The sequence below is a fragment of the Bacteroides cellulosilyticus genome, assembly GCF_020091405.1.
Classification (GTDB): Bacteria; Bacteroidota; Bacteroidia; order Bacteroidales; family Bacteroidaceae; genus Bacteroides.
The window spans coordinates 4,669,398-4,691,104 of record NZ_CP081903.1 but is presented as its reverse complement, the minus strand read 5'-3'; the positions used below and the strand labels follow the sequence as shown (position 1 = coordinate 4,691,104).

At 42.7% G+C, this 21,707-nt stretch carries 19 protein-coding genes; 8 read left to right on the top strand and 11 right to left on the bottom strand.

Annotation, left to right across the window (positions count from 1 at the left end):
- Positions 1-6 precede the first annotated feature (6 nt).
- On the bottom strand, positions 7-1,191 hold the full coding sequence (gene pstC, locus K6V21_RS17640) for a phosphate ABC transporter permease subunit PstC (protein WP_007209711.1): 1,185 nt from the start codon (positions 1,189-1,191) through the stop codon (positions 7-9).
- Positions 1,192-1,434: 243 nt separating this feature from the next.
- Between pstC and K6V21_RS17635 the strand changes: the two genes are divergently transcribed.
- The 3 genes from K6V21_RS17635 (at position 1,435) to K6V21_RS17625 (ending at position 5,497) form a co-directional block, all read left to right on the top strand.
- Complete coding sequence (locus K6V21_RS17635; RefSeq protein ID WP_224319395.1) at positions 1,435-2,244, top strand: PstS family phosphate ABC transporter substrate-binding protein; 810 nt, start codon at positions 1,435-1,437, stop codon at positions 2,242-2,244.
- A gap of 61 nt (positions 2,245-2,305) precedes the next feature.
- Positions 2,306-4,045 (top strand): glutamine--tRNA ligase/YqeY domain fusion protein, encoded by a 1,740-nt coding sequence (locus K6V21_RS17630; RefSeq protein ID WP_224319394.1) that lies wholly within the window; start codon positions 2,306-2,308, stop codon positions 4,043-4,045.
- Positions 4,046-4,072: 27 nt separating this feature from the next.
- Complete coding sequence (locus tag K6V21_RS17625; protein ID WP_224319393.1) at positions 4,073-5,497, top strand: tetratricopeptide repeat protein; 1,425 nt, start codon at positions 4,073-4,075, stop codon at positions 5,495-5,497.
- Positions 5,498-5,558: 61 nt separating this feature from the next.
- Here the strand turns inward: K6V21_RS17625 and K6V21_RS17620 are convergent, their stop codons facing one another.
- Entirely contained in the window at positions 5,559-6,467 is a 909-nt protein-coding gene (locus K6V21_RS17620; protein ID WP_217714546.1) for a DUF368 domain-containing protein, read from the bottom strand.
- A gap of 210 nt (positions 6,468-6,677) precedes the next feature.
- Positions 6,678-7,181, bottom strand: a complete 504-nt coding sequence (gene tpx, locus K6V21_RS17615) for a thiol peroxidase (RefSeq protein ID WP_224319392.1) — start codon at positions 7,179-7,181, stop codon at positions 6,678-6,680.
- 125 nt (positions 7,182-7,306) lie between these two features.
- On the opposite strand from tpx, the gene K6V21_RS17610 reads away from it, so the two are divergent.
- Positions 7,307-7,915: an HdeD family acid-resistance protein gene (locus K6V21_RS17610; protein ID WP_044270684.1), complete on the top strand. Its 609-nt coding sequence runs from the start codon at positions 7,307-7,309 to the stop codon at positions 7,913-7,915.
- A gap of 75 nt (positions 7,916-7,990) precedes the next feature.
- On the opposite strand, the gene K6V21_RS17605 is transcribed toward K6V21_RS17610, so the two are convergent.
- A complete protein-coding gene (locus tag K6V21_RS17605; protein ID WP_007209719.1) occupies positions 7,991-8,581 on the bottom strand; it encodes a master DNA invertase Mpi family serine-type recombinase in 591 nt (196 codons plus the stop codon).
- 384 nt (positions 8,582-8,965) lie between these two features.
- Between K6V21_RS17605 and K6V21_RS17600 the strand changes: the two genes are divergently transcribed.
- The 3 genes from K6V21_RS17600 (at position 8,966) to K6V21_RS17590 (ending at position 11,192) form a co-directional block, all read left to right on the top strand.
- Entirely contained in the window at positions 8,966-9,430 is a 465-nt protein-coding gene (locus tag K6V21_RS17600; protein ID WP_007216327.1) for a DUF4494 domain-containing protein, read from the top strand.
- Between the two features lie 90 nt (positions 9,431-9,520).
- Positions 9,521-10,189, top strand: a complete 669-nt coding sequence (locus K6V21_RS17595; RefSeq protein WP_060407751.1) for a YggS family pyridoxal phosphate-dependent enzyme — start codon at positions 9,521-9,523, stop codon at positions 10,187-10,189.
- A 25-nt stretch (positions 10,190-10,214) separates the two neighbouring features.
- Complete coding sequence (locus tag K6V21_RS17590; RefSeq protein ID WP_224319391.1) at positions 10,215-11,192, top strand: dihydroorotate dehydrogenase-like protein; 978 nt, start codon at positions 10,215-10,217, stop codon at positions 11,190-11,192.
- Between the two features lie 123 nt (positions 11,193-11,315).
- Here the strand turns inward: K6V21_RS17590 and K6V21_RS17585 are convergent, their stop codons facing one another.
- Together K6V21_RS17585 and K6V21_RS17580 are read right to left on the bottom strand one after the other, a co-directional pair.
- A complete protein-coding gene (locus tag K6V21_RS17585) occupies positions 11,316-13,223 on the bottom strand; it encodes a polysaccharide biosynthesis protein (RefSeq protein WP_007209724.1) in 1,908 nt (635 codons plus the stop codon).
- A gap of 150 nt (positions 13,224-13,373) precedes the next feature.
- Positions 13,374-14,699, bottom strand: a complete 1,326-nt coding sequence (locus K6V21_RS17580) for a PhoH family protein (protein WP_007209725.1) — start codon at positions 14,697-14,699, stop codon at positions 13,374-13,376.
- A gap of 95 nt (positions 14,700-14,794) precedes the next feature.
- Between K6V21_RS17580 and K6V21_RS17575 the strand changes: the two genes are divergently transcribed.
- The gene (locus K6V21_RS17575) at positions 14,795-16,048 is read left to right on the top strand and encodes a bifunctional folylpolyglutamate synthase/dihydrofolate synthase (protein ID WP_217714547.1); all 1,254 of its coding nucleotides are present in this window, start codon (positions 14,795-14,797) and stop codon (positions 16,046-16,048) included.
- Here K6V21_RS17575 and K6V21_RS17570 read toward each other — a convergent pair.
- The 5 genes from K6V21_RS17570 to K6V21_RS17550 all read right to left on the bottom strand — a co-directional run bounded on the left by K6V21_RS17570 (position 16,016) and on the right by K6V21_RS17550 (position 21,699).
- Positions 16,016-16,390: a RidA family protein gene (locus tag K6V21_RS17570; protein ID WP_007209727.1), complete on the bottom strand. Its 375-nt coding sequence runs from the start codon at positions 16,388-16,390 to the stop codon at positions 16,016-16,018. The two genes, K6V21_RS17575 and K6V21_RS17570, sit on opposite strands and share 33 nt — an antisense overlap.
- Before the next feature lie 241 nt (positions 16,391-16,631).
- Positions 16,632-18,335 carry a serine protease gene (locus K6V21_RS17565; protein WP_224319390.1) on the bottom strand — a complete coding sequence of 568 codons (1,704 nt, stop codon included), beginning with the start codon at positions 18,333-18,335 and terminating at the stop codon, positions 16,632-16,634.
- 3 nt (positions 18,336-18,338) lie between these two features.
- Positions 18,339-19,079, bottom strand: a complete 741-nt coding sequence (gene rlmB, locus K6V21_RS17560) for a 23S rRNA (guanosine(2251)-2'-O)-methyltransferase RlmB (protein ID WP_217714549.1) — start codon at positions 19,077-19,079, stop codon at positions 18,339-18,341.
- A gap of 37 nt (positions 19,080-19,116) precedes the next feature.
- The gene (gene recN / locus K6V21_RS17555; RefSeq protein WP_224319389.1) at positions 19,117-20,781 is read right to left on the bottom strand and encodes a DNA repair protein RecN; all 1,665 of its coding nucleotides are present in this window, start codon (positions 20,779-20,781) and stop codon (positions 19,117-19,119) included.
- 36 nt (positions 20,782-20,817) lie between these two features.
- Positions 20,818-21,699: a DUF4835 family protein gene (locus K6V21_RS17550; protein ID WP_224319388.1), complete on the bottom strand. Its 882-nt coding sequence runs from the start codon at positions 21,697-21,699 to the stop codon at positions 20,818-20,820.
- Between the last annotated feature and the right edge of the window lie 8 nt (positions 21,700-21,707).

The window sequence follows — 21,707 nt, the reverse complement described above, 5'->3', positions numbered from 1 at the left end:
AAAACACTATCTTTTCCGGGCCGATACAGCTTCCACCGTGAAGTTGATCAGCAAACTGATAAAGAACAATACTACTCCCAAAAGGAATAAAGCTTCATAATGAGCTCCTCCGGCAGGTGCTTCTCCTAGTTCCGCTGCAATCGTAGCAGGAATGGTGCGCAACGGCTCCAGAATGGTATGCGGTATAACGGCCGCATTGCCTGTCACCATCAATACCGCCATCGTTTCTCCGATGGCGCGTCCGATGCCCAGCACTACTCCGGAAGTGATGCCCGATACAGAATAGGGTATCACCACCTTATATATAGTTTGCCATTGCGAAGCTCCCAATGCCAGACTGGCTTCACGCATGGCACGGGGACAGTTGCGCATGGCATCTTCTGTCACAGTGATAATCGTGGGCAATGCCATTATTGCCAATACGATACTTCCCGCCAGACCGCTTTCGCCAACCGGCAAGTCGAACACTTTCTGTATGAGCGGCACAATGACTATCAATCCGAAGAAGCCATATACCACTGACGGAATACCACTCAGTAACTCAATTATCGGCTTCAACAAATTACGTACCTTAGGATTTGCCACTTCGGACATATAGATAGCTACCGAAAGGCCAAACGGAAGAGCAATTAGAATGGCAAAAAGACTCACCCATAATGTACCCGTTATCAGTGGCAAAAAGCCAAATTGCGCGGCAGGTGTAGCCGTAGGAAACCATTCGGCACCGGCAAAGACGTCTTTCACTGAAATCGTATTATCGCGTAACAAGTGTACAGAGTCTTGCCGGACAATAAACTGTTGCGGCACAAAAGCAATGATGCCCGGTGTACGCTCCACCAACTCGGTAATCCTTGCTCCGGCGTGTTCATAAGAAGGACCCAGTTCTTCTTCGGTATAATACTGGGTGATATCCTCCAAACGGAAAAGCCGGATAGGCATATCCTGCCCTCCGACCTCATTCCAGTTTGTTATTTCCTCGTCGAAAACATCTTTTATCTGAGCCGGTGTCAGCTCAGTAACCTTATTATCTTTATTCAATGCCAATACATATCCCTCTTCAATCACCCGGCTGTTGAACAACCCCAACGCCTCGGAAAAGAGAAACAGGATGATAAGCACAATGGTAATGCTTGTTACGAAACCACTGCAAGCCAATATACCTTCTACTATTTTTTCAAAAAGTTTCTTCATAAATACCTGTTGATATCCTGCATGCAAAGAAACGGGGCTGATGTTAAGAGAGTGTGACTAACATTTGAAAGAAATGTTTCAAACATATTACAAAAGCGTTACAACCCGCAAAAACACAAGCTTTGTAATAGCATCGTAATACACGATTGCTTTATTTGCAGACAATAAACAAAAAGAGTAGTATGAAGGTTGTTATACTATCGTTAGTTTACTACATTAAAGTAATTATAAACAATACCTATTATGAAAAGAATAAGTATTATCCTACTCCTGACATTAGCTGCAAGCAGCATGCAAGCACAGCGTATTAAAGGCAGTGACACCGTACTCCCCGTAGCACAACAGACCGCTGAAAGGTTTATGGCACTCAATCCCGATGCCCGGGTTACCGTCACGGGTGGCGGCACCGGCGTGGGCATTTCCGCTTTAATGGACGGAACGACGGATATTGCCATGGCATCCCGCCCCATCAAGTTCAGCGAGAAAATGAAAGTAAAGTCCGCAGGCAAGGAAGTAGAAGAAGTAATCGTCGCCTACGATGCCCTCGCCGTCGTGGTACATCCTTCCAACCCCGTGAAACAGCTGACACGCCAACAGCTGGAAGATATCTTCCGGGGAAAAATCACGAATTGGAAACAAGTGGGCGGAGATGATCGTAAAATCGTAGTATATTCCCGTGAAACATCTTCGGGCACCTATGAGTTTTTCAAGGAAAGCGTTCTCAAAAATAAAAATTATATGAGTAGTAGCCTTTCCATGCCCGCCACCGGAGCCATTATCCAATCCGTCAGTCAGACGAAGGGAGCAATAGGGTACGTAGGACTGGCTTATCTCTCCCCTCGCGTCAAGTCACTTTCCGTATCTTATGACGGCAAACACTTTGCGCCGCCCACAATGGAAAGTGCCACAGACAAGAGTTACCCCATCGTACGACCTCTGTATTATTACTATAATACGGAAAACACCGGACAAGTAAACCCACTCATCAGTTTCATCCTGTCACCTGCCGGTCAGGAAATCATTAAAAAGAGTGGATATATTCCCGTGAAATAAGGATAAACGAAAAAAATGTCTTACTTTTGTAGCTTGATTTTTAGAATATATACATACCATTATGGCAGATATTAAGAGCGAAGAAGTAGGCGAAAAAAAGAGCCTCAACTTCATTGAACAAATTGTTGAGAAAGATTTAAAAGAGGGTAAAAACGGTGGTAAGGTGCAAACGCGTTTCCCGCCCGAGCCCAACGGATACCTCCACATCGGTCACGCCAAGGCTATTTGCCTTGATTTTGGTATTGCAGCCGACCACAATGGCATCTGCAATCTGCGTTTCGATGATACCAATCCTACCAAGGAAGATGTGGAATATGTAGAAGCCATCAAGGAAGATATTCAATGGTTGGGTTACCAATGGGGTAATGAATACTATGCGTCCGATTACTTCCAGCAATTGTGGGACTTTGCCATCCGCCTCATTGAAGAAGGTAAAGCATATATTGACGAACAGACATCCGAGCAAATAGCACAACAGAAAGGTACTCCTACCCAACCGGGTGTGGAAAGTCCCTACCGCAACCGCCCGATAGAAGAAAGCCTCTCCTTGTTCAAGAAGATGAATACAGGTGAAATAGCAGAAGGTGCCATGGTGCTCCGTGCCAAGATTGACATGGCGAATCCGAACATGCACTTCCGCGATCCCATCATTTACCGTGTAGTGAACCATCCGCACCATCGCACGGGCACCACTTGGAAAGCTTATCCGATGTATGACTTCGCACATGGACAAAGCGACTACTTCGAAGGCGTAACCCATTCTCTCTGTACGTTGGAATTCGTTCCTCACCGTCCGCTCTACGATCTTTTTGTAGACTGGGTGAAAGAAGGACAGGATTTGAATGATAACCGTCCTCACCAGTATGAGTTCAATAAACTGAACCTCAGCTATACGCTGATGAGCAAACGTAATCTGTTGACTCTGGTAAAAGAGAAACTGGTGAACGGATGGGATGATCCCCGTATGCCGACTATCTGTGGTTTCCGCCGTCGCGGATATTCTCCTGAGTCTATCCACAAGTTTATCGATAAAATCGGATATACCACTTATGATGCGCTCAATGAATTTGCCTTGCTGGAAAGCGCCCTGCGCGAAGACCTTAATTCCCGCGCAATTCGTGTATCTGCCGTTGTGAACCCGGTGAAGCTGGTAATTACCAACTACCCCGAAGGACAAGTGGAAGAACTGGAAGCTATCAATAATCCGGAAAAACCGGAAGAAGGCAGTCACTTCATCGAATTCAGCCGTGAACTGTGGATGGAACGTGAAGACTTCATGGAGGATGCTCCAAAAAAATATTTCCGTATGACTCCGGGACAGGAAGTGCGCCTGAAGAGTGCTTATATCGTAAAATGTACCGGTTGCAAGAAAAATGAAGCCGGAGAAGTAGTTGAAGTATATTGCGAATACGACCCGAACACCAAGAGCGGTATGCCCGAAGCAAACCGTAAGGTGAAAGGTACCCTGCATTGGGTTAGCTGCGACCATTGTCTCGAAGCCGAAGTACGCCTCTACGACCGCCTGTGGAAAGTGGAGAACCCACGCGACGAGCTTGCCGCTATTCGCGAAGCTAAAAACTGCGATGCCCTGGAAGCGATGAAAGAAATCATCAACCCGGATTCATTGCATATACTGCCCCATTGCTACATTGAGAAATATGCCGCAGGCATGAAACCGCTTACTTACTTGCAGTTCCAGCGCATCGGTTACTTCAATGTAGATCCGGACTCCACACCGGAAAAGATGGTATTCAACCGTACTGTAGGGTTGAAAGATACCTGGGGCAAGATTAACAAATAAAGTAAGGATTATAGGAGTAAACTATTAATGAGCAATAAAAACCTGCTGTCCGGCAGAGATAAAGAACTTCAGGAACTTGCCGAACAATATGAATCGGCAATGTCCGCGAAACAACCATTTTATCTGGACGCAGACGATTTGGCTGACCTTGCCGACTGGTATGGCACCAAAAAGAATTATGATAAGGCTTTAGAAATTGCAGAATATGGCCTAAAGCTACATCCCGACAGTACGGCATTAATGATAGAATATGCTTACCTGCATCTGGATAGCGGAAAAAGAGCAAAGGCACGTGAAATCATCGAAAACCTTCCCGATACCTATTCGCCGGAAGCCAAAGTGGTACGCGCCCACTTGCTGCTGAGTGAAGGTAAGCTGGATGATGCCGAACAGCTACTCGATACGATTGAAGATAAAGAGGACCTGGCAAATGTAGTTGATGTATCTTATATGTACCTCGATATGGGCTATCCGGACAAGGCTCTGGCATGGCTCAACCCGGTAAAGGAAGAATATGCCGATGAAGAAGCTTACATTGCCGCAGTTGCAGACTGTTACTATGGGAAAGGTATGATAGAAGAAGCAATTCCTCTATATAACCAGCTGATAGATCAGAATCCATATTCGGCTCCCTACTGGTTCGGGCTGGCAAGATGCCATTTTGAAGATCTGAACTTCGACCAGGCAATTGATGCCTGCGACTATGCATTGGTAGGTGATGACGAATTTACAGACGCCTATGTAATGAAAGGGCATTGTTTTTACCAGTTGGGTAATGAGGATGCAGCGCTGGAATGTTATCAGAAAGCTGAGCAGATGCATGGGCTGGCTCCTGAGTTTGTCTATACCTATATCGGTTTATGCAAGGTGTCCAAAGGCGAATGGGAAGAAGGATACGAAAATCTGGAAAAAGCAATCCAGGCTAACGAAGCGGAAGAAACTCCCGCACCTACTCTACCCAGCCTATATGCCAATGCAGGGCTTTGCCTTTCCAAAATGAAAAAGAAGCGCAAAGCGCACCAGTATTGTAAGAAAGCCCAAAAGCTGGAACCGAAAGATCCTGAAGCCTACCTGATTGAAGGCCGCATGTACGTCGAAGAAGGTGACTACGAAAAGGGAATAAAGCAATGGGCAAAGGCCTTGAATTGTGCTCCTAGCGCTGATACCTGGAATGAAATAGGTATGCACAGCATGGAAATCGGGTATCTGGATTATGCGAAAATAGCTTTTGAACGTGTTTGTGAGTTAGAACCGGAATTTGAAGGTATCAATGAAAAGTTGACCGTTCTCTACATGACGCTGCATGATAAGGAAAACTTCATAAAGTACAATCAGAAGTGCACCCGCCCCTTTGATCTGAAAGAACTGGAGAAGATGCAGGCTATGATGGAAAATGAAGACCGGGAAGATCTGGCTGTTTATATGCAAAATATCATAAAAGCATTGCAATAAAAAAACAGAGAGTAAAGCTGATCGCTTTACTCTCTGTTTTTTTATATTGTAAGGGGTATCCTTATTTAGCGCTACGTGTAGAAAGCTTCTCCAAAAAATATACCAGGAAGAAACCAACAATCATCAATACTACAGCTTCAACAATATATTGATTAGGAAGGATATTCGCTTCAACCAGTGGCTTCACTACTCCATGACTGTCCGTGAACGTTTCAATCGTTTTTTTCCATGGCCATACCTTATTAAGAGAACCCAGCATAAAGCCGGTCAATACCGCCAACGTAATATTACGAAAGTTCTTTAGCGCATATGAAAGAACTCGTGAAAAAGTAGTTATACCTATACAGGCGCCTGCCAAGAATACTAATAAAGTCGCTATATCAAACGTCTTGACCGCTTCCATTATATAGAAGTATTTGCCTAACAGTACCAAAATAAAACTACCCGATATCCCCGGCAAGATCATTGCACAAATAGCAATCGCACCACAAAGGAAAATGAAAAACAGATTGGATGGCGTTTCAGCAGGAGTTGCCACTGTAATGTAATAAGCAACTGCCACTCCTATGATAAAAGCCGGAATTGTTTTCTTATTCCACTCCTTTATATCTTTCCCCACAAACCAGGTGGAAGCCAGCACCAGTCCGAAAAAGAAAGCCCAAACCATTACCGGATGATCCGTAAGCAACCATGTAATAATCTTAGCCAACGAAAATACACTGACAGCGATTCCAGCTACAATGGAAATTAAAAAATTACCATTAATGGCTTTCCAGAACGCCCCCCATTTTCCTGTAAAAAACAACTTTAAACTTTTTCCGTTGATGCTTTTTATCGAATCTATCAGTTCATCATAAATTCCCACAATAAAAGCAATTGTTCCTCCCGATACTCCGGGAACCACATCGGCTGCTCCCATTCCCACACCTTTCAGCATGAGTAAGGCGTAGTCTTTTAAACCTCGTTCCATTTTTCTTTGTTATCTATTAATACTTGATTTCATGGTACAAAGTAAAACAAAAAAAGTCAGTTACTCACCATAAAGCAAATAAAATACACAAAAGATAATCCACAATCAATTCACACGCCAACTCACTATATAAAAAAGATAAGGTGCACAATAGCCTCACGACCCTTGTGCACCTTATCTTTTTTATTGCTATTTAAAAATCTGAATTTACTATTTCTTCACAGCCTCTATTGCTTTGTCATAATCCGGCTCCTGAGTGATTTCGGGTACCAGTTCAGTATACATCACTTTTCCATCTTTACCAATGATAACTACTGCACGTGCCAGCAAACCGCCCAATGGTCCATCTGCCATACGCACGCCATAGCTTTCATCGAAATCCGAAAAACGGAAATCAGACAAAGGAATTACATTTTCAATACCTTCCGTCGTACAGAAACGAGCGTGAGCAAAAGGTAAGTCTTTGGAAATCGCCAATACCACGCTGTCAGGCAGACTTGCTGCCAACTTATTGAACTTGCGCACAGACGTTGCACAAACACTAGTGTCCAAACTCGGGAAGATATTCAATATCACATTCTTTCCTTTCATATCTTTCAAAGAAAAAGAAGAAAGGTCAGTCTTTACTAACTCGAAATCAGGAGCAACTGTTCCTGTTTTTATAAACTCACCGATAATCTTAACCGGTTGTCCCTTAAATTTTGTTGTAGCCATAGTTTTCTTTTTTTATATGTTTATATAACAAAAGAACTGTTAGAAAAGTTCGCTCAAAACTTTTCCAACTGTAAATTGTTACTCTCACAAACATGATTACAATAACCATTTAAAATTCGATTTGCATGAAAACTTTATTTGACGAACTTCAATGCGAAGTAAAAAACTGGTGGATCTCTCTCTTGCTTGGCATACTCTACGTAGTAGTTGCCGTCAGCCTGATGTTCGCACCGTTAAGCGGCTACGCTGTTTTGAGTATCCTGTTCAGTATATCCATGTTATTCAGCGGTTTGCTGGAGATTTCTTTTGCTGTAAGCAACCGGAAAAATGTATCCAGTTGGGGCTGGTATCTGGCCGGAGGTATCATCGACATGATATTCGGTTTCTACCTGATAGCTTATCCATTACTAAGTATGGAAGTTATTCCTTTCATTATTGCATTCTGGCTGATGTTCCGGGGCTTCTCATCCGTCGGCTATGCCATGGATCTGAAAAGATATGGTACAAGAGACTGGGGCTGGTATATTGCTTTCGGCATATTAGCCGTAATTTGTTCGCTCATCATCTTATGGCAACCGGCAATAGGCGCTCTCTATGCAGTTTACATGATTTCATTCGCATTCCTGATTATCGGATTCTTCCGCATCATGTTGTCATTTGAACTGAAGAGTTTGCATAAACGTGGAAAAAGCATGAAAGAGAAAAACGAAGATAAAGAAATTCCCGTAGGATAGTTAAGAATTCCACTGCCCGGAGAAACGAGTTGACTAAAGTGCCTGGAAACAGGAACTTGTCAACTCGTTTTCTCATTAGTTACACTTCAGGAAACGATGCATAGTAGTTCGGGATACTCCCATCTGGCGAGCCAACTCCGAACAGGAAACACCTCGTTGAGCATCTTTTATCAAACGCCTTTTGTTCTCACGAAGTACCCTCATAGCAGGACAGGTTCCTTTCTTTCGTCCCAGTTTTACCCCCTCTTGCCTGCGCCTTGCCAATGCTTCTTTTGTTCGCATGGAAATCAGATTACGTTCTATCTCTGCCATTAATCCGAATGCGAACCCCAATACCTTGCTGTTCATGTCATTTTGAAATACATACCCCTCTTTTGTGCTGTACAGAACAATTTCTTTCTTGATACAAGAATTAAGAATCGTCATGATTTCCAACATTGTACGACTTAATCTTGAAATTTCCGTCACAATCAGCGAGTCACCTCTTTGCATTCGGTTCAACACCCCCGATAACTTCCGGTCTTTGCTTCTCACACTACCACTCACCGTTTCGGTGTACCACTTGTCAATCTGCAATCCATTCTTCTCTGCAAAACGCAGAAGTTCTTCACGTTGATTAGCCAGAAATTGTTTTTCTGTACTTACTCTTAAATAAGCTACTACCATAATTTTGTTGTTTTTATAGGTTTAACGCGCCAAAGAACAGCAATAACAGCGAGAAATCACACTACCTCCAATCAATGATATACAGGCGATTGCCTCTATTTAGGCTCTTTTATTTGACAACACATATTTCTGATACTATGAGACAAATTATGTAGAAGTACATTTTCAAGGATGAAAAGCTAGTCATAAAAAGAAACAATAAAAAAACTTCTTTCTTTTCTATCGAACAAATTCTCCTTTTTTCGTTTATCTTTAGAGAAGATAAGCTGCATTTCAGCATAACTTTTTCATGCGAGCATGAAAGTTATGCACTCAAATTGCATTATCTTTGTAGTCAGTTTTATAACAAGAATATAAATTCATAATTAAAAAAACAAAGGAATTATGGCAATGCATACATGGTTTGAGTGCAAGATCCGTTACGAAAAAGTGATGGAAAACGGTATGAACAAGAAAGTTACAGAACCTTATTTAGTGGACGCACTCAGCTTTACGGAAGCGGAAGCACGCATCATTGAAGAAATGACGCCGTTTATTTCAGGCGAATTTACAGTATCAGACATCAAACGTGCCAACTATAGTGAATTATTCCCCAGCGAAGAAGAGGCCGCCGACCGCTGGTTCAAGTGTAAACTGATCTTTATTACTCTGGACGAAAAGAGTGGAGCTGAAAAGAAAACATCCACTCAGGTATTGGTACAAGCTGCCGACCTGCGCGATGCTGTTAAGAAACTGGATGAAGGCATGAAGGGTACGATGGCGGATTACCAGATTGCTTTAGTATCCGAAACACCCCTTATGGATGTATATCCGTATAGCGCGGAACCCAATGACAAACCGGAAGTTTAATCTTTTGAGAATTGAAAGTTGAAGTGATTAGCGTAAACACAGAACGCTTTGATCTTCAACTTTTGAATTTCATATTTCAATTTTCTAATCATGAATATTGCAGAGAATCTTCAACAAGTGCTAAGCGAACTGCCTGATGAGGTGCGACTGGTAGCTGTCTCCAAATTTCACCCCAATGAAGCGATAGAAGAAGCCTATCGCACCGGACAACGAATATTCGGAGAAAGCAAAGTACAGGAAATGACTGCCAAGTACGAAAGTCTTCCCAAAGACATTGAATGGCACTTTATCGGGCATCTGCAAACCAATAAAATCAAGTTTATCGTGCCCTACGTGGCTCTGATCCACGGAATTGACTCATACAAACTCCTTGTAGAAGTCAATAAGCAAGCTGCAAAAGCCGGAAAAGTAGTCAACTGCCTGTTGCAACTGCACATTGCAGAAGAAGAAACTAAATTTGGTTTTAGTTTTGGCGAATGTCGGGAAATGTTAGCAGCCGGTGAATGGAAAACTCTCAGTAACATACAATTATGCGGTCTGATGGGTATGGCAACAAATACAGACGACAATGAACAAATAGAGAAGGAATTTTGTTCATTAAGTAGCTTCTTCAAAGAAGTGAAAGACTCATGGTTTGCCGACACGGAGGCTTTTCGGGAGTTGTCCATGGGAATGTCCCACGATTATCACCAAGCTATTGCTGCTGGAAGTACTCTGATACGCGTAGGAAGCAAAATCTTTGGAGACAGAACGTATTAATCATTATTCATTAAACATTATTACCATGGCAACATTAAAAACTACTTTTGCCGGGTTAGAATTAAGAAACCCGATTATCGTCAGCAGCTCAGGTTTAACTGATAGTGCTGAAAAAAATCAGAAATTCTATGAAGCCGGTGTCGGTGCCATTGTTCTGAAATCTCTTTTTGAAGAGCAGATCATGTTGGAAGCTGACTGGCTGGGAGATCCGAATATGTATCCTGAAGGCAGTGATTACTTGGTAGAATACGTCCGCCAACATAAACTGTCAGAGTATCTGGAACTGATCAAGGATACTAAAAAAGTATGCCCCATTCCTGTTATTGCCAGCATAAACTGCTATCAGGATGCTGAATGGGTAGGATTTGCGCAACAAATGGAAGCGGCAGGAGCTGATGCTATAGAAATCAATATCCTGGCTCTCCAGACAGATATGCTATACAATTACGGTTCATTCGAACAACGCCATATTGATATTCTCAGCCACATCAAAAAGACGGTACGTATTCCGATCATCATGAAGCTGGGTGATAACCTAACTAATCCGATAGCTCTGATAGATCAGTTATATGCCAACGGAGCAGCTGCCGTGGTATTGTTCAACCGCTTCTATCAACCGGATATTGATATCGAAAAGATGAAGCAAATCTCAGGAAATGTATTCAGCACAGGAGCTGACCTGGTTAAAGCCTTACGTTGGATCGGTATCGCTTCCGCAGCTGTGAATAAGTTGGATTATGCAGCATCAGGCGGTATTCACTCTCCCGAAGGCATTGTAAAAGCAATTTTGGCAGGAGCTTCAGCTGTAGAGATTTGTAGTGCATTCTATCAGAACAGTTATGCCCTTGTAGGAGAATATATCCACTTCCTGAACTTATGGATGGATCGCAAAGGCATGGAAAACATTCCTCAATTCAAGGGAATGCTGAATGTTAGCGACTTGAATGGAGTAAATACCTTCGAACGTACTCAGTTCATGAAATATTTCTCCAGCAAAAAATAAACAGGAACCGCACAACATATCATTATAAGTAATGCCCCGTAACATATATTGTTAGCATATCTAACATATATCGTTACGGGGCATTACATATATTGGCGTTTCCTTTACAGAGGAACTTTTTCTTTATTCGGGTTTCTTATCCAAGGCTTCAAAGCATGAATTCTTGCTGATAAACTCAGGAACAATATCCTTCATAGCAGCTACAATCTGCATCTGATCATACGTGTAACTAACCTCTATCAACTTCTGAATGCGTTGCTTCACCTCATCATAATCATATTCGCGAACTGTAGCAATCATAATCTTCTCATGATAAGTCGGCTTTGTCAGCTCTTTCACATTCAGCAACTCTTCATACAGTTTTTCACCATGACGCAATCCAGTGAACTCAATCTTCACATCCGTACGTCCGGAAAGACTGATCATACGCTTGGCAAGATCCACAATCTTCACCGGTTTACCCATATCAAAGATATAAATCTCACCGCCATTACCCATGCTACCGGCTTCAAGTACCAGACGGCAAGCTTCGGGAATAGTCATAAAATAACGGATAATTTCAGGATGTGTCACAGTTACAGGACCACCACGTTGAATCTGATCGCGAAAACGTGGAATTACCGAGCCATTAGAACCTAACACATTACCGAAACGTGTTGTAATGAATTGCGTCACATGCCCACCTTTCTCCTGAAGTTTCTTAGCTAAAGACTGCACATAAATCTCACAGATACGCTTGGAGCATCCCATTACATTGGTCGGATTTACAGCCTTATCCGTAGAGATCATTACAAACTTCTCAGCACCGTATTTTACAGCCAGATCAGCCAGTGTACGCGTACCGAACACATTGATCTGAATGGACTCGGAAACATTATCTTCCATCATCGGCACATGCTTATAAGCCGCTGCATGGAAAATGTATTGCGGTTGGTATTCCTTGAAGATATCTTCCATACGCGTAGCATTGGAAATATCCGCAATAATAGTCTCTGCATCAATGTCACGCCAACGATCCTGCAATTCCAGACGAATATCATGCAACGGAGTCTCCGCCTGATCTACCAGAATTAGCTTATAAGGATTGAAGGAAGCTACCTGACGCATTATTTCGCTACCGATAGAACCGGCAGCACCGGTAATCATTACGCGCTTTCCTTCAAGATGGGAAGCTACCTTATGAATATCTATTTCAATAGGATCGCGTTGCAGAAGATCTTCAATCTGAATTTCTTTCAACTGAGTACGGTTCAAAGTCTGTCCGCTCCACTCGCTCAAAGGAGGTGCAGTCATAAGCTTGATGTTGTGTGCCAGAAGACGGTCGGCCATATCAGACTTCTTCAGTTCTTCCATTTTGGCCGGCGAAATAATAATTGTATGCACATCGCGGTCATTCAATACATCAATCAGAGACTCGTCATTCGGGAATACCTTTACGCCCATCATCACCTTATTAATCAGTTCCGGCTCATCCGCTATGAAACCACGCAGACGATAGTGGTTACGCAGGTTGACGCGCAACGCTTTCGCAATGTTCACTCCCGCTTCCTTAGCACCATATATAAAGACGTTGGCACTATGACTTCCATCAAAATTCAGAAGTTCATAGAACATCTTCACAACTATACGTGAGCAAGACATAATGGCAAAGCTAATGATATACGCCATAAACAGCACACTCACAGGTGCCAGACGAATATCCAGATAACTTGCCAAAAGCACACTCGAAATCATTAACAGTGCATAAGACACCGTCAATGAAACAAAAATGCGCATAATGTCTATAAACGAAGAAAAGCGCAATACGTTGGAATAGGTGCGGAACACCCTAAAGAAGACTAAGTTGACAATGACCGTCCATACAATCGTTTTGTCAATGGTAGAGGATTCCAGGAAAATACTCCGGAAATCATATCGAAGCGCATAAGCCAATAAGCTGGATACGACGATTATCAGTACATCGATCAACAGAATAGTCCAAATCGGCAATACCTTTGCTGAAAGGTACCGATGAAAAATTTTATGTTTCATTTCGTTTGACAGTTTTGTTTTAGGCGAGGCAAAGATACATTATTTTTTATCAAATAGGACAAGAAAAAGATAAAAATGTGTGATAAAATTAAATGGTGGCAAAGTTACGGGTATAACTTTGCCACCATATTTACGACCTATAAAGCTCTGTTACATCAAATTACTGGCTAATTCGCTTAATTGGCTACGTTCTCCTTTTAACAAATTTACGTGAGCAAAAAGGTTCTGATCTTTCATACGATCAATCATGTAAACCAAGCCATTGGACTGACTGTCTAGATAAGGTTGGTCTATCTGTTGGATATCGCCGGTAAACACCATTTTCGTACCTTCGCCCGCACGGGTTATGATAGTTTTTATCTCATGCGGAGTCAAGTTTTGTGCTTCATCAATAATGCAATAAGTTTCACTCAAACTACGTCCACGGATGAAAGCTAATGCTTCAATAACCAGTTGCTCACTTTTCTGCATATCTTCCAAACGTTTTACCTCTGTTGAGTTAGAAGCAAACTGACGTTTGATCACATTCAGATTATCAAACAAGGGTTGCATGTAAGGAGCTACCTTTTCTTTGGCATCACCCGGCAGGAAACCGATGTCTTTATTGGATAAAGCAACAATCGGACGCGCCAGCAAAATCTGCTTATAGTCATTCATTTGACTAAGGGCAGCTGCCAGAGCCAACAATGTTTTTCCTGTACCGGCTTTACCTGTCAAAGCAACCAATTTGATGTTTGGATCGGTCAACACTTCAAAAGCAAAACTTTGTTCGGCATTCCGGGGTTCAATGCCATAGTTCTTTGTTTTATTCACCCGACAAATGGAATGTGTAAAAGGATTGTAACGGGCAAGTACACTGTTCCTGTCACTTTTCAAGATAAAACATTCATTCGGATGGATGATATCTTTGAAATCAAACTCACTGATATCCAGTCCTTCTCTGGAAGAATAAATCCGGTCTATCAAAGCAGGATCAATTCCCTCAAACACTTCATTTGACTTTTCAAATATATCCACATTTATCACCTTGTCGTTGATATAATCTTCGCAAAGTAAGCCTATGGAACGTGCTTTCATCCGGAGGTTCACGTCTTTTGTCACCAGGATGGTTTTCATATCCTTCTTTTGGCGCGTCAACCAGTCCACTACAGCCAGAATCTTATGATCGGGAATACGCTCGGGGAATGAGTCGAACACATCCGGAGCATCCACCGAACCGGCTATTACAAACAAACTTCCCAAGCCTTCGCCCAGAGAAGCGCCCTTATTAAAAAGATTGTCATCGGTAACTAAATCGAGCTCGCGGAGAAATTCACGGGCATTGAAGTTTATCTGTTCATTCCCTTTCTTGAATTTGTCCAATTCTTCAAGAACCACGATGGGAAGATAAATGTCGTTCTCTTGGAAATTCTTAAGACAGTTATAGTCGTGAAGGATTACGTTCGTATCAATCACAAAATTTTTCTTTGCTCCCATACTCTTTTAAATTTAAATTGTTGATATATTTGCAGCTTCTAAGATAGGAATTAAAAAGAGAGAATAGTTTGCTTTCTCGTTAAATATTTTAAAAGATGGATTATCAGAACACTTTATTATACTTATATAACAGTGTCCCTATGTTTCAACAGGTGGGAAGTTCGGCATACAAGGAAGGTTTGGAGAATACATTGGCACTGGATGAACACTTCGGACACCCGCACCAGAACTTCCACAGTATCCATGTAGGAGGTACGAATGGCAAAGGTTCATGCTCGCACACTCTTGCTGCTATCTTGCAGGAAGCGGGGTACCGGGTAGGCCTCTACACATCTCCGCACCTCGTAGATTTCCGCGAACGTATCCGAATAAACGGACAGCCTATCCCGGAAGAATATGTAGTCCGGTTTGTAGAAAAAGAACGTGATTTTTTTGAGCCTCTGCATCCTTCTTTCTTTGAATTGACTACCGCTATGGCATTCCGCTATTTCGCTGACGAACATGTAGATGTAGCGGTTATCGAAGTAGGACTTGGCGGAAGACTAGATTGCACCAATATCGTACACCCGGACCTATGTATCATCACCAATATTAGTTTTGACCATACCCAATTTCTGGGTAATACATTAGAAAAGATAGCGGGAGAAAAAGCCGGGATCATTAAAAGTGGAATACCTGTCGTAATCGGAGAAACGACTCCTGAAACAAAACCTGTATTTACAAAAAAAGCTCGCGAAGTAGGTGCTCCCATTCTCTTTGCAGAAGAAGATGAAAAGGATGATTACCCCGGATTGGAATGTGAACTGAAAGGGTTATATCAAACTAAGAACACCCGCACGTTACTCACAGCCATCCCAGAACTACGAAAAGCCGGATACAACCTGAGTGAGCAGGCTGTCCGAAGTGGCTTCTCCCATGTTTGTGAACTGACCGGACTGATGGGACGCTGGCAAAAATTGCAGGATGCCCCTACCCTGATATGCGATACCGGACACAATGTAGGTGGCATCACCTATATCACAGAGCAGTTGAAACAGCAATCTTACCGGAAACTACATATGATTATAGGTATGGTAAACGACAAAGACATACGCGGTGTATTAGCATTATTACCCCAAGAAGCCGAATATTACTTCACAAAAGCCAGCGTAAGGCGTGCATTACCTGAAAGCGAACTTGCCCAACTTGCCTCTGAGGCCGGATTGCAAGGAAATTGCTATCCGGATGTTCCCTCTGCCGTGCGGGCTGCACAAGAAAAAAGCCTCCCGGAAGACTTTATCTTCGTGGGAGGCAGTAGCTTTATTGTTGCCGATTTGTTAGCGAACCGCGATGCACTCAATCTCCACTAAAGCATCTTTCGGCAGGGCTTTCACTGCAACAGCCGAACGGGCAGGGAAATCACCATCAAAATAAGTAGCATATACTTTATTCATATCTGCAAACAATGACATATCCTGTAGGAAAACAGTAGTCTTGACAATATTTGCCATCGTCAAACCTGCTTCTCCAAGGATATGCTTGATGTTCTCCAATGACTGACGTGCCTGTGCTTCAGCACCTTCTGCCATCTGTCCGGTAGTCGCATCAATAGGTAATTGACCAGATACAAATATCATTCCATTCGCTTCGATAGCCTGGCTGTAAGGACCAATAGCTCCCGGAGCTTTCTGACTGCAAATTACTTTTTTCATTCTAATATTATTTTAGTATTCAACAATTTATGATTCATTCAAGAAAAAAAATTGGTATCTTATGCAGTATTCTGCAACTTCATGCATTTACTTAATAGGATTATACACAAAAGAAAAATTCACTTATACCTGTTTTAAAAACCTAGACTTAGCTAATTCTTTTTTGACACGGGAGTTTCCCGATAAAGGCTCGGCTTGTGAAAGCAGAGCCTTTTTTATAAAGATATCATCTGCAATACTATCACTTACAGTGTTTTTCTATTAAAGCATCAACATTCGGATCACCCAGTTCCTTGGCTTTCGCGAAGCTAGCACAAGCCTCTTTGTTTTGCTTTAACTGTAGTTGTGCCACTCCTATCAGGCGATAGGCTTCACCATATTTAGGATCAATTTCCAAAGCATCTTTCAGCACCTTGATTGCTTCCTCATTTCTACCCACGCGAATGTTCACCACCGCAAGTTCCGAAAAATAAGTCAGCTCTTTCGGATTAAGCTCAATAGCTTTTGCCAAATCATCCAACGCACGCTGAAACTGCTTTGCCTGAACGGCCGCCTGTTCGCGATAATAATAGAACACATCATTCACATTACCACGAACCGCTTTATAGTATTCATCATAATCAAGCATCGCACCGCGTCCTTGTCCGGCATTCAGGCGCATCTGAGCACGTTCCAGCAGATAAGGAGCTGCTTCTTCACTGTACGGTTGCACGAAACGCGCCATACAACTATCCATCAAAGCCAACACTTCTTCCGGAGCTGCTTCCATCAATTCTTTCGTCTTAGCGGCACTAAAGAATGTAGCCGGAGAGGCAATATTGGAACCATTCACCTTCTCATAACTGGCAAAAGCAGCAGCATAGTCCTTCTTAGCAAACTGGATATCGCCTTCCAACTGAACATAAACCGGAAGAGCTTCGATTGCAATCGCTTTACGAACCTCATCCAAAGCCCTGTCATATGTCCAATCTTTATAGGTTTTTTCAGGTTTATCCAACTGATAACCATAAATCAGTTTGGCACGATTGAAGTATGCATCATCTTTCTTTTGTGCCACTTCAAGTGCCTTATCCATATCAGCTGCTACCTTATCCATTGAACTTTCCTCCTTTGACTGGAAGATTTGATTATTTGCACGACGAAGATAACCGTCAGCACTGTTGGGATACTGAGCTATAAAATCATTCAGCAATCCGGCGTATTTCTCCGGCGCAAGCTGTGAAGAAGCCATGTAGAGATAAACCAATGCTTGTTCTTCTGTCTCAGGCAATGCTTTCTTAATGCCGATACTCAACAATGTATGATCATTGAAAGAAAGAGGACTTATCTTTTGAGCCATAGCATAATCAGCACCTACTGCATAGCAAATGGTAGCTGTATCTTTTCCTGAAGATTTCTGTGCCAAACCGAATACTTGTCCCTCAGCAGTCATTACCGGACAACTTACCATTTTGTCCTTCAGCTGCATATCAAGTGTATAATAATGATATTGTCCATCTACCTTAGACTCTTCTTTCACCTGTCCGGTAGTATAGGAACGATCTTTCTGTGTAGAATAAGGTAGCAGATAAATGCTTGCACCTACAGTCGGGGCCACAGGAGATACCACTAATGCAGGTACTTTTTTTCCTGAAATCGCTACACGGAACTTCACAACATCATACATGTCATTTGCTCCCATAATAACTTCCACAGGCATTTGTGTGCCCTCCGAATTAATGACAACGGCACGCTGCGCACCTTTAAACAAGCTATAATCAGACAGAGCAATTCCATCCTCGGTAACAAAAAATCCATTTCCCGTATTAAGTATCTTATCACTCTCGTCATACGTAACCACCGAGAAAACAGCACGCTTGGCTTTTTCCACCCATTTGGGTGCCTGAGCTACACTCCACTGTGCCAGCAAACAGAGGGCGAGCGTCAACAACAAGTTCTTCTTCATATCTTAGTTGGTTCTTTGTTTCACAGCTTCATAAATCAAAATACCTGCCGCAACAGAAACATTAAGCGACTCGATAGTACCCAGCATTGGGATTTTCACCCACTCATCGCAAAGAGCCAGATTCTCATAAGAAACACCTTTATCTTCAGCTCCCATTATGATACACATCGGTCCTGTATAATCAGCTTTGGTATAATCATAGTCACCCTTTTCTGTAGCTGCCACAATGCGGAAACCACTATCTTTGAGATATTGCAATGTAACCTTCAGATTCTGCTCACGGCAAACCGGCAGAACATGCAATGCTCCGGCAGATGTTTTCATTGCATCAGCATTCACCGTTACGCTTCCTTTAGCAGGAATGATAACAGCATCTACCGCTGCACACTCACAGGTACGAGCTATGGCACCAAAGTTACGAACATCAGTCACACCATCCAACATGACGAACAGCGGGTTCTTGCCCTCTTCGAAAAGAAAAGGCACCAAGTCTTCTGTCTTCTGATACGTAACGGATGAAATAAAAGCAATCACTCCTTGATGATTCTTACGGGTAACGCGATTAATACGTTCCACCGGAACACGTTGCACCGGAATCAAAGTTCCTTTTAGCACAGCAAAAAGTTCTTTGGATAAATCGCTCTGAATGTCTTTCTTCACCAGAATCTTATCGATTTCCTTTCCTGCCTGTATTGCTTCTATCACAGCGCGAACGCCGAAAATCATTTCACTCTTATCAACCATCTTTGAGAAATTAAAATTAGAAATTAAAAATTAAAGGCTATCTTTTGATACCAAGAAGCGCCTTTGCATTATTCAAAGCAGCTTCTGTCAAAGTAGCCCCACTGAGCATATGGGCTATTTCCTCTACCCTCTCCTCATCTGCCAGACGGCGTATGTGGCTATTGGTTTCGGTTTCGTTATCTTGCTTATATACTTTATAATGTGCGCATCCGCGCGCAGCAATTTGCGGCAGATGGGTAATACTGATTACCTGGCGATCCTGTTCGCCCATTTCCTGCATAATGTCCGCCATACGGTCGGCAATCTCACCGGATACTCCTGTATCTATTTCATCAAATACAATAGTGGGCAATTTCACCGCACCGGCTATCATCGCCTTGATGGACAACATGACACGTGCAATCTCACCACCGGAAGCTACCGATGAAATATTTTGCAATGAGCCGTTTTTATTGGCAGAAAAGAGAAAGTTGACGGTATCTTCACCGTGTACACCAGGCTCTTTTCTTATTCCCATCTCCACCTGAAAACGCACATTAGGCATACCCAACGGCACCAAGCGGGAAGCCATCTGCTTTTCAACTTCACGAGCGGCACTGGTACGGGCTTTGGTAAGAACAGCAGCCTGCTTTCTCACCTTATTATATAAAGTATCGCAAAGAGTTGTCAACTCACCAATACGTTCATCATAAGAAGTAATGGCCGCCAACTTTGCTGCATATTCTTCAGCAAGTGCCAGTAACTCCTCCACAGTGGTTGCCCTATGTTTTTGCTGTAAGGTATAAATCAGATTCAACCGATCGTTTACCTCTTCCAGACGATCAGGATTAAACTCAACATCCTCTTCCTGAGAAGAAACTTCCTGGGAAACATCTTTCAATTCAATATATGTACTTTCCAGGCGTTCAGCAAGTTCAGTAGCCGGAGAATAAACTTTTTGCAGACCAAGCATTGTATTCAGACTTTCCTTCAACCCGGCCAGCAGACCACCTTCATCAGAGGTCAACAATTGTCCGACACGGAACAAACCGGCCTTTATTTCTTCAGCATGACTCAACATATCCGTCTCCTGTTCCAGTTCTTCCTGTTCACCTGCAGACAAATTTGCTTCTTCCAACTGCTCCAACTGGAAACGGATATAGTCTTCATCTGCCTTATTCTGCTCAGCACGGGCTATGAGGTCTGCCAGTTCCTGTTGTGCTCGCTTCCATTCTCTATACAAAGATTGATAAGCAGAAAGTTTTTCATCATTATGAGACAATATATCGAGTACATTCAACTGGAATCCTTCTTTATTCAACAAAAGATTCTGGTGCTGAGAATGCACGTCAATTAACTGTTCACCCAACTCCTTCATTTGTACAAGCGAAGCCGGAGTATCATTGATAAATGCACGACTCTTACCAGATGCATAAACCTCACGACGCAAGATACACTCTTCTTCATATTCCAGTTCATTATCTTCAAAGAAAGGCTCCATACCATAAGCTGAAATATCAAAACGGGCCTCAATCACACACTTCGATGCACCTTGTCGAATGGCTTTTACTTCGGCACGCTGACCAAGCAACAAGCCGATAGCACCCAGTATAATAGACTTACCGGCACCCGTCTCACCTGTGATAACGGAGAAACCTGCACCAAAGCTAATATCAAGCTTTTCTATAAGCGCGTAATTCTGTATGTAAAGCGAACGTAACATGACTTATTTACAATTTTAATCTTACTCACTTCCTAATTATTGTTTTATCTTTTCCCACTCGGTAGTCAGCGAAGGGTTGACAGAAGAGAGTAGTTCACATATTTCTTCCTTTTCCTTCATTGCAGCACGGGAATAAAGATTAATCAATTCATCTTTCTTTATTTCAGTAAACAAACCGGGCAATGCCGACATAGGCTTATTCTGTTGCGCCTCTTTCAGACCGCTAAGCATAGATGTTATTACAGCGCGGGCACGGGTAACATTCACAGAGAGTTCATCCATACCTGTACGATGATATCCATACATCAGTTTGCGCAAAGGCGCCATGCCATCTTCCAGATAATCAGAAACTAACGCATAACGATTCCGACTGCTATCGAACGCTTTCCAACCGCTTTCACCAAGGTTCTGTGCGGCCGTTACAATGTCTTCGGCTGCCCGAAAAACCTCCGTACCACCCTGTGGAGCCATCGTGTCCATGTCCAGTCCTATAATCATATAAGCATAATAAGCAATTACTGCCGTCAGATTACTATCAATAACATTATCCCTCAGTTGCAGCGGATCGAACTCACGATAGTTGAAAGCAACATCCGTATCTTTAAAGCTAAAAACTACCGTCTGATATCCGGATTGCCAGACGGGGCGTGTAGACTGTACAATCAGCTCACACTTCCAACGTCCGTCCGCCTCATTATATTCTTTCACGGTCAGGTTCATAGAACAACGAATCCGTTCATTCACTTCATACTGCGCCTGCGTCCACCGACGGGTATTGATAAACTCCATCAAGGCGTTTTCAAGCGTAGTAAAAACCTGTGTACTCGTACCTTGTATCTGAGAATAATTCACCGTAAATTTACAATTCAATTCCTGAGCAGCAGACTTTAACGCCACCACAACCAGAAGCAAAATCATATAAAGTG

Bases quoted from the DNA above. Each gene is read 5' to 3' on its own strand.
- pstC (WP_007209711.1), bottom strand. From the start codon at position 1,191: ATGAAGAAACTTTTTGAAAAAATAGTAGAAGGTATATTGGCTTGCAGT.
- K6V21_RS17635 (WP_224319395.1), top strand. From the start codon at position 1,435: ATGAAAAGAATAAGTATTATCCTACTCCTGACATTAGCTGCAAGCAGC.
- K6V21_RS17630 (WP_224319394.1), top strand. From the start codon at position 2,306: ATGGCAGATATTAAGAGCGAAGAAGTAGGCGAAAAAAAGAGCCTCAAC.
- K6V21_RS17625 (WP_224319393.1), top strand. From the start codon at position 4,073: ATGAGCAATAAAAACCTGCTGTCCGGCAGAGATAAAGAACTTCAGGAA.
- K6V21_RS17620 (WP_217714546.1), bottom strand. From the start codon at position 6,467: ATGGAACGAGGTTTAAAAGACTACGCCTTACTCATGCTGAAAGGTGTG.
- tpx (WP_224319392.1), bottom strand. From the start codon at position 7,181: ATGGCTACAACAAAATTTAAGGGACAACCGGTTAAGATTATCGGTGAG.
- K6V21_RS17610 (WP_044270684.1), top strand. From the start codon at position 7,307: ATGAAAACTTTATTTGACGAACTTCAATGCGAAGTAAAAAACTGGTGG.
- K6V21_RS17605 (WP_007209719.1), bottom strand. From the start codon at position 8,581: ATGGTAGTAGCTTATTTAAGAGTAAGTACAGAAAAACAATTTCTGGCT.
- K6V21_RS17600 (WP_007216327.1), top strand. From the start codon at position 8,966: ATGGCAATGCATACATGGTTTGAGTGCAAGATCCGTTACGAAAAAGTG.
- K6V21_RS17595 (WP_060407751.1), top strand. From the start codon at position 9,521: ATGAATATTGCAGAGAATCTTCAACAAGTGCTAAGCGAACTGCCTGAT.
- K6V21_RS17590 (WP_224319391.1), top strand. From the start codon at position 10,215: ATGGCAACATTAAAAACTACTTTTGCCGGGTTAGAATTAAGAAACCCG.
- K6V21_RS17585 (WP_007209724.1), bottom strand. From the start codon at position 13,223: ATGAAACATAAAATTTTTCATCGGTACCTTTCAGCAAAGGTATTGCCG.
- K6V21_RS17580 (WP_007209725.1), bottom strand. From the start codon at position 14,699: ATGGGAGCAAAGAAAAATTTTGTGATTGATACGAACGTAATCCTTCAC.
- K6V21_RS17575 (WP_217714547.1), top strand. From the start codon at position 14,795: ATGGATTATCAGAACACTTTATTATACTTATATAACAGTGTCCCTATG.
- K6V21_RS17570 (WP_007209727.1), bottom strand. From the start codon at position 16,390: ATGAAAAAAGTAATTTGCAGTCAGAAAGCTCCGGGAGCTATTGGTCCT.
- K6V21_RS17565 (WP_224319390.1), bottom strand. From the start codon at position 18,335: ATGAAGAAGAACTTGTTGTTGACGCTCGCCCTCTGTTTGCTGGCACAG.
- rlmB (WP_217714549.1), bottom strand. From the start codon at position 19,079: ATGGTTGATAAGAGTGAAATGATTTTCGGCGTTCGCGCTGTGATAGAA.
- recN (WP_224319389.1), bottom strand. From the start codon at position 20,781: ATGTTACGTTCGCTTTACATACAGAATTACGCGCTTATAGAAAAGCTT.
- K6V21_RS17550 (WP_224319388.1), bottom strand. From the start codon at position 21,699: ATGATTTTGCTTCTGGTTGTGGTGGCGTTAAAGTCTGCTGCTCAGGAA.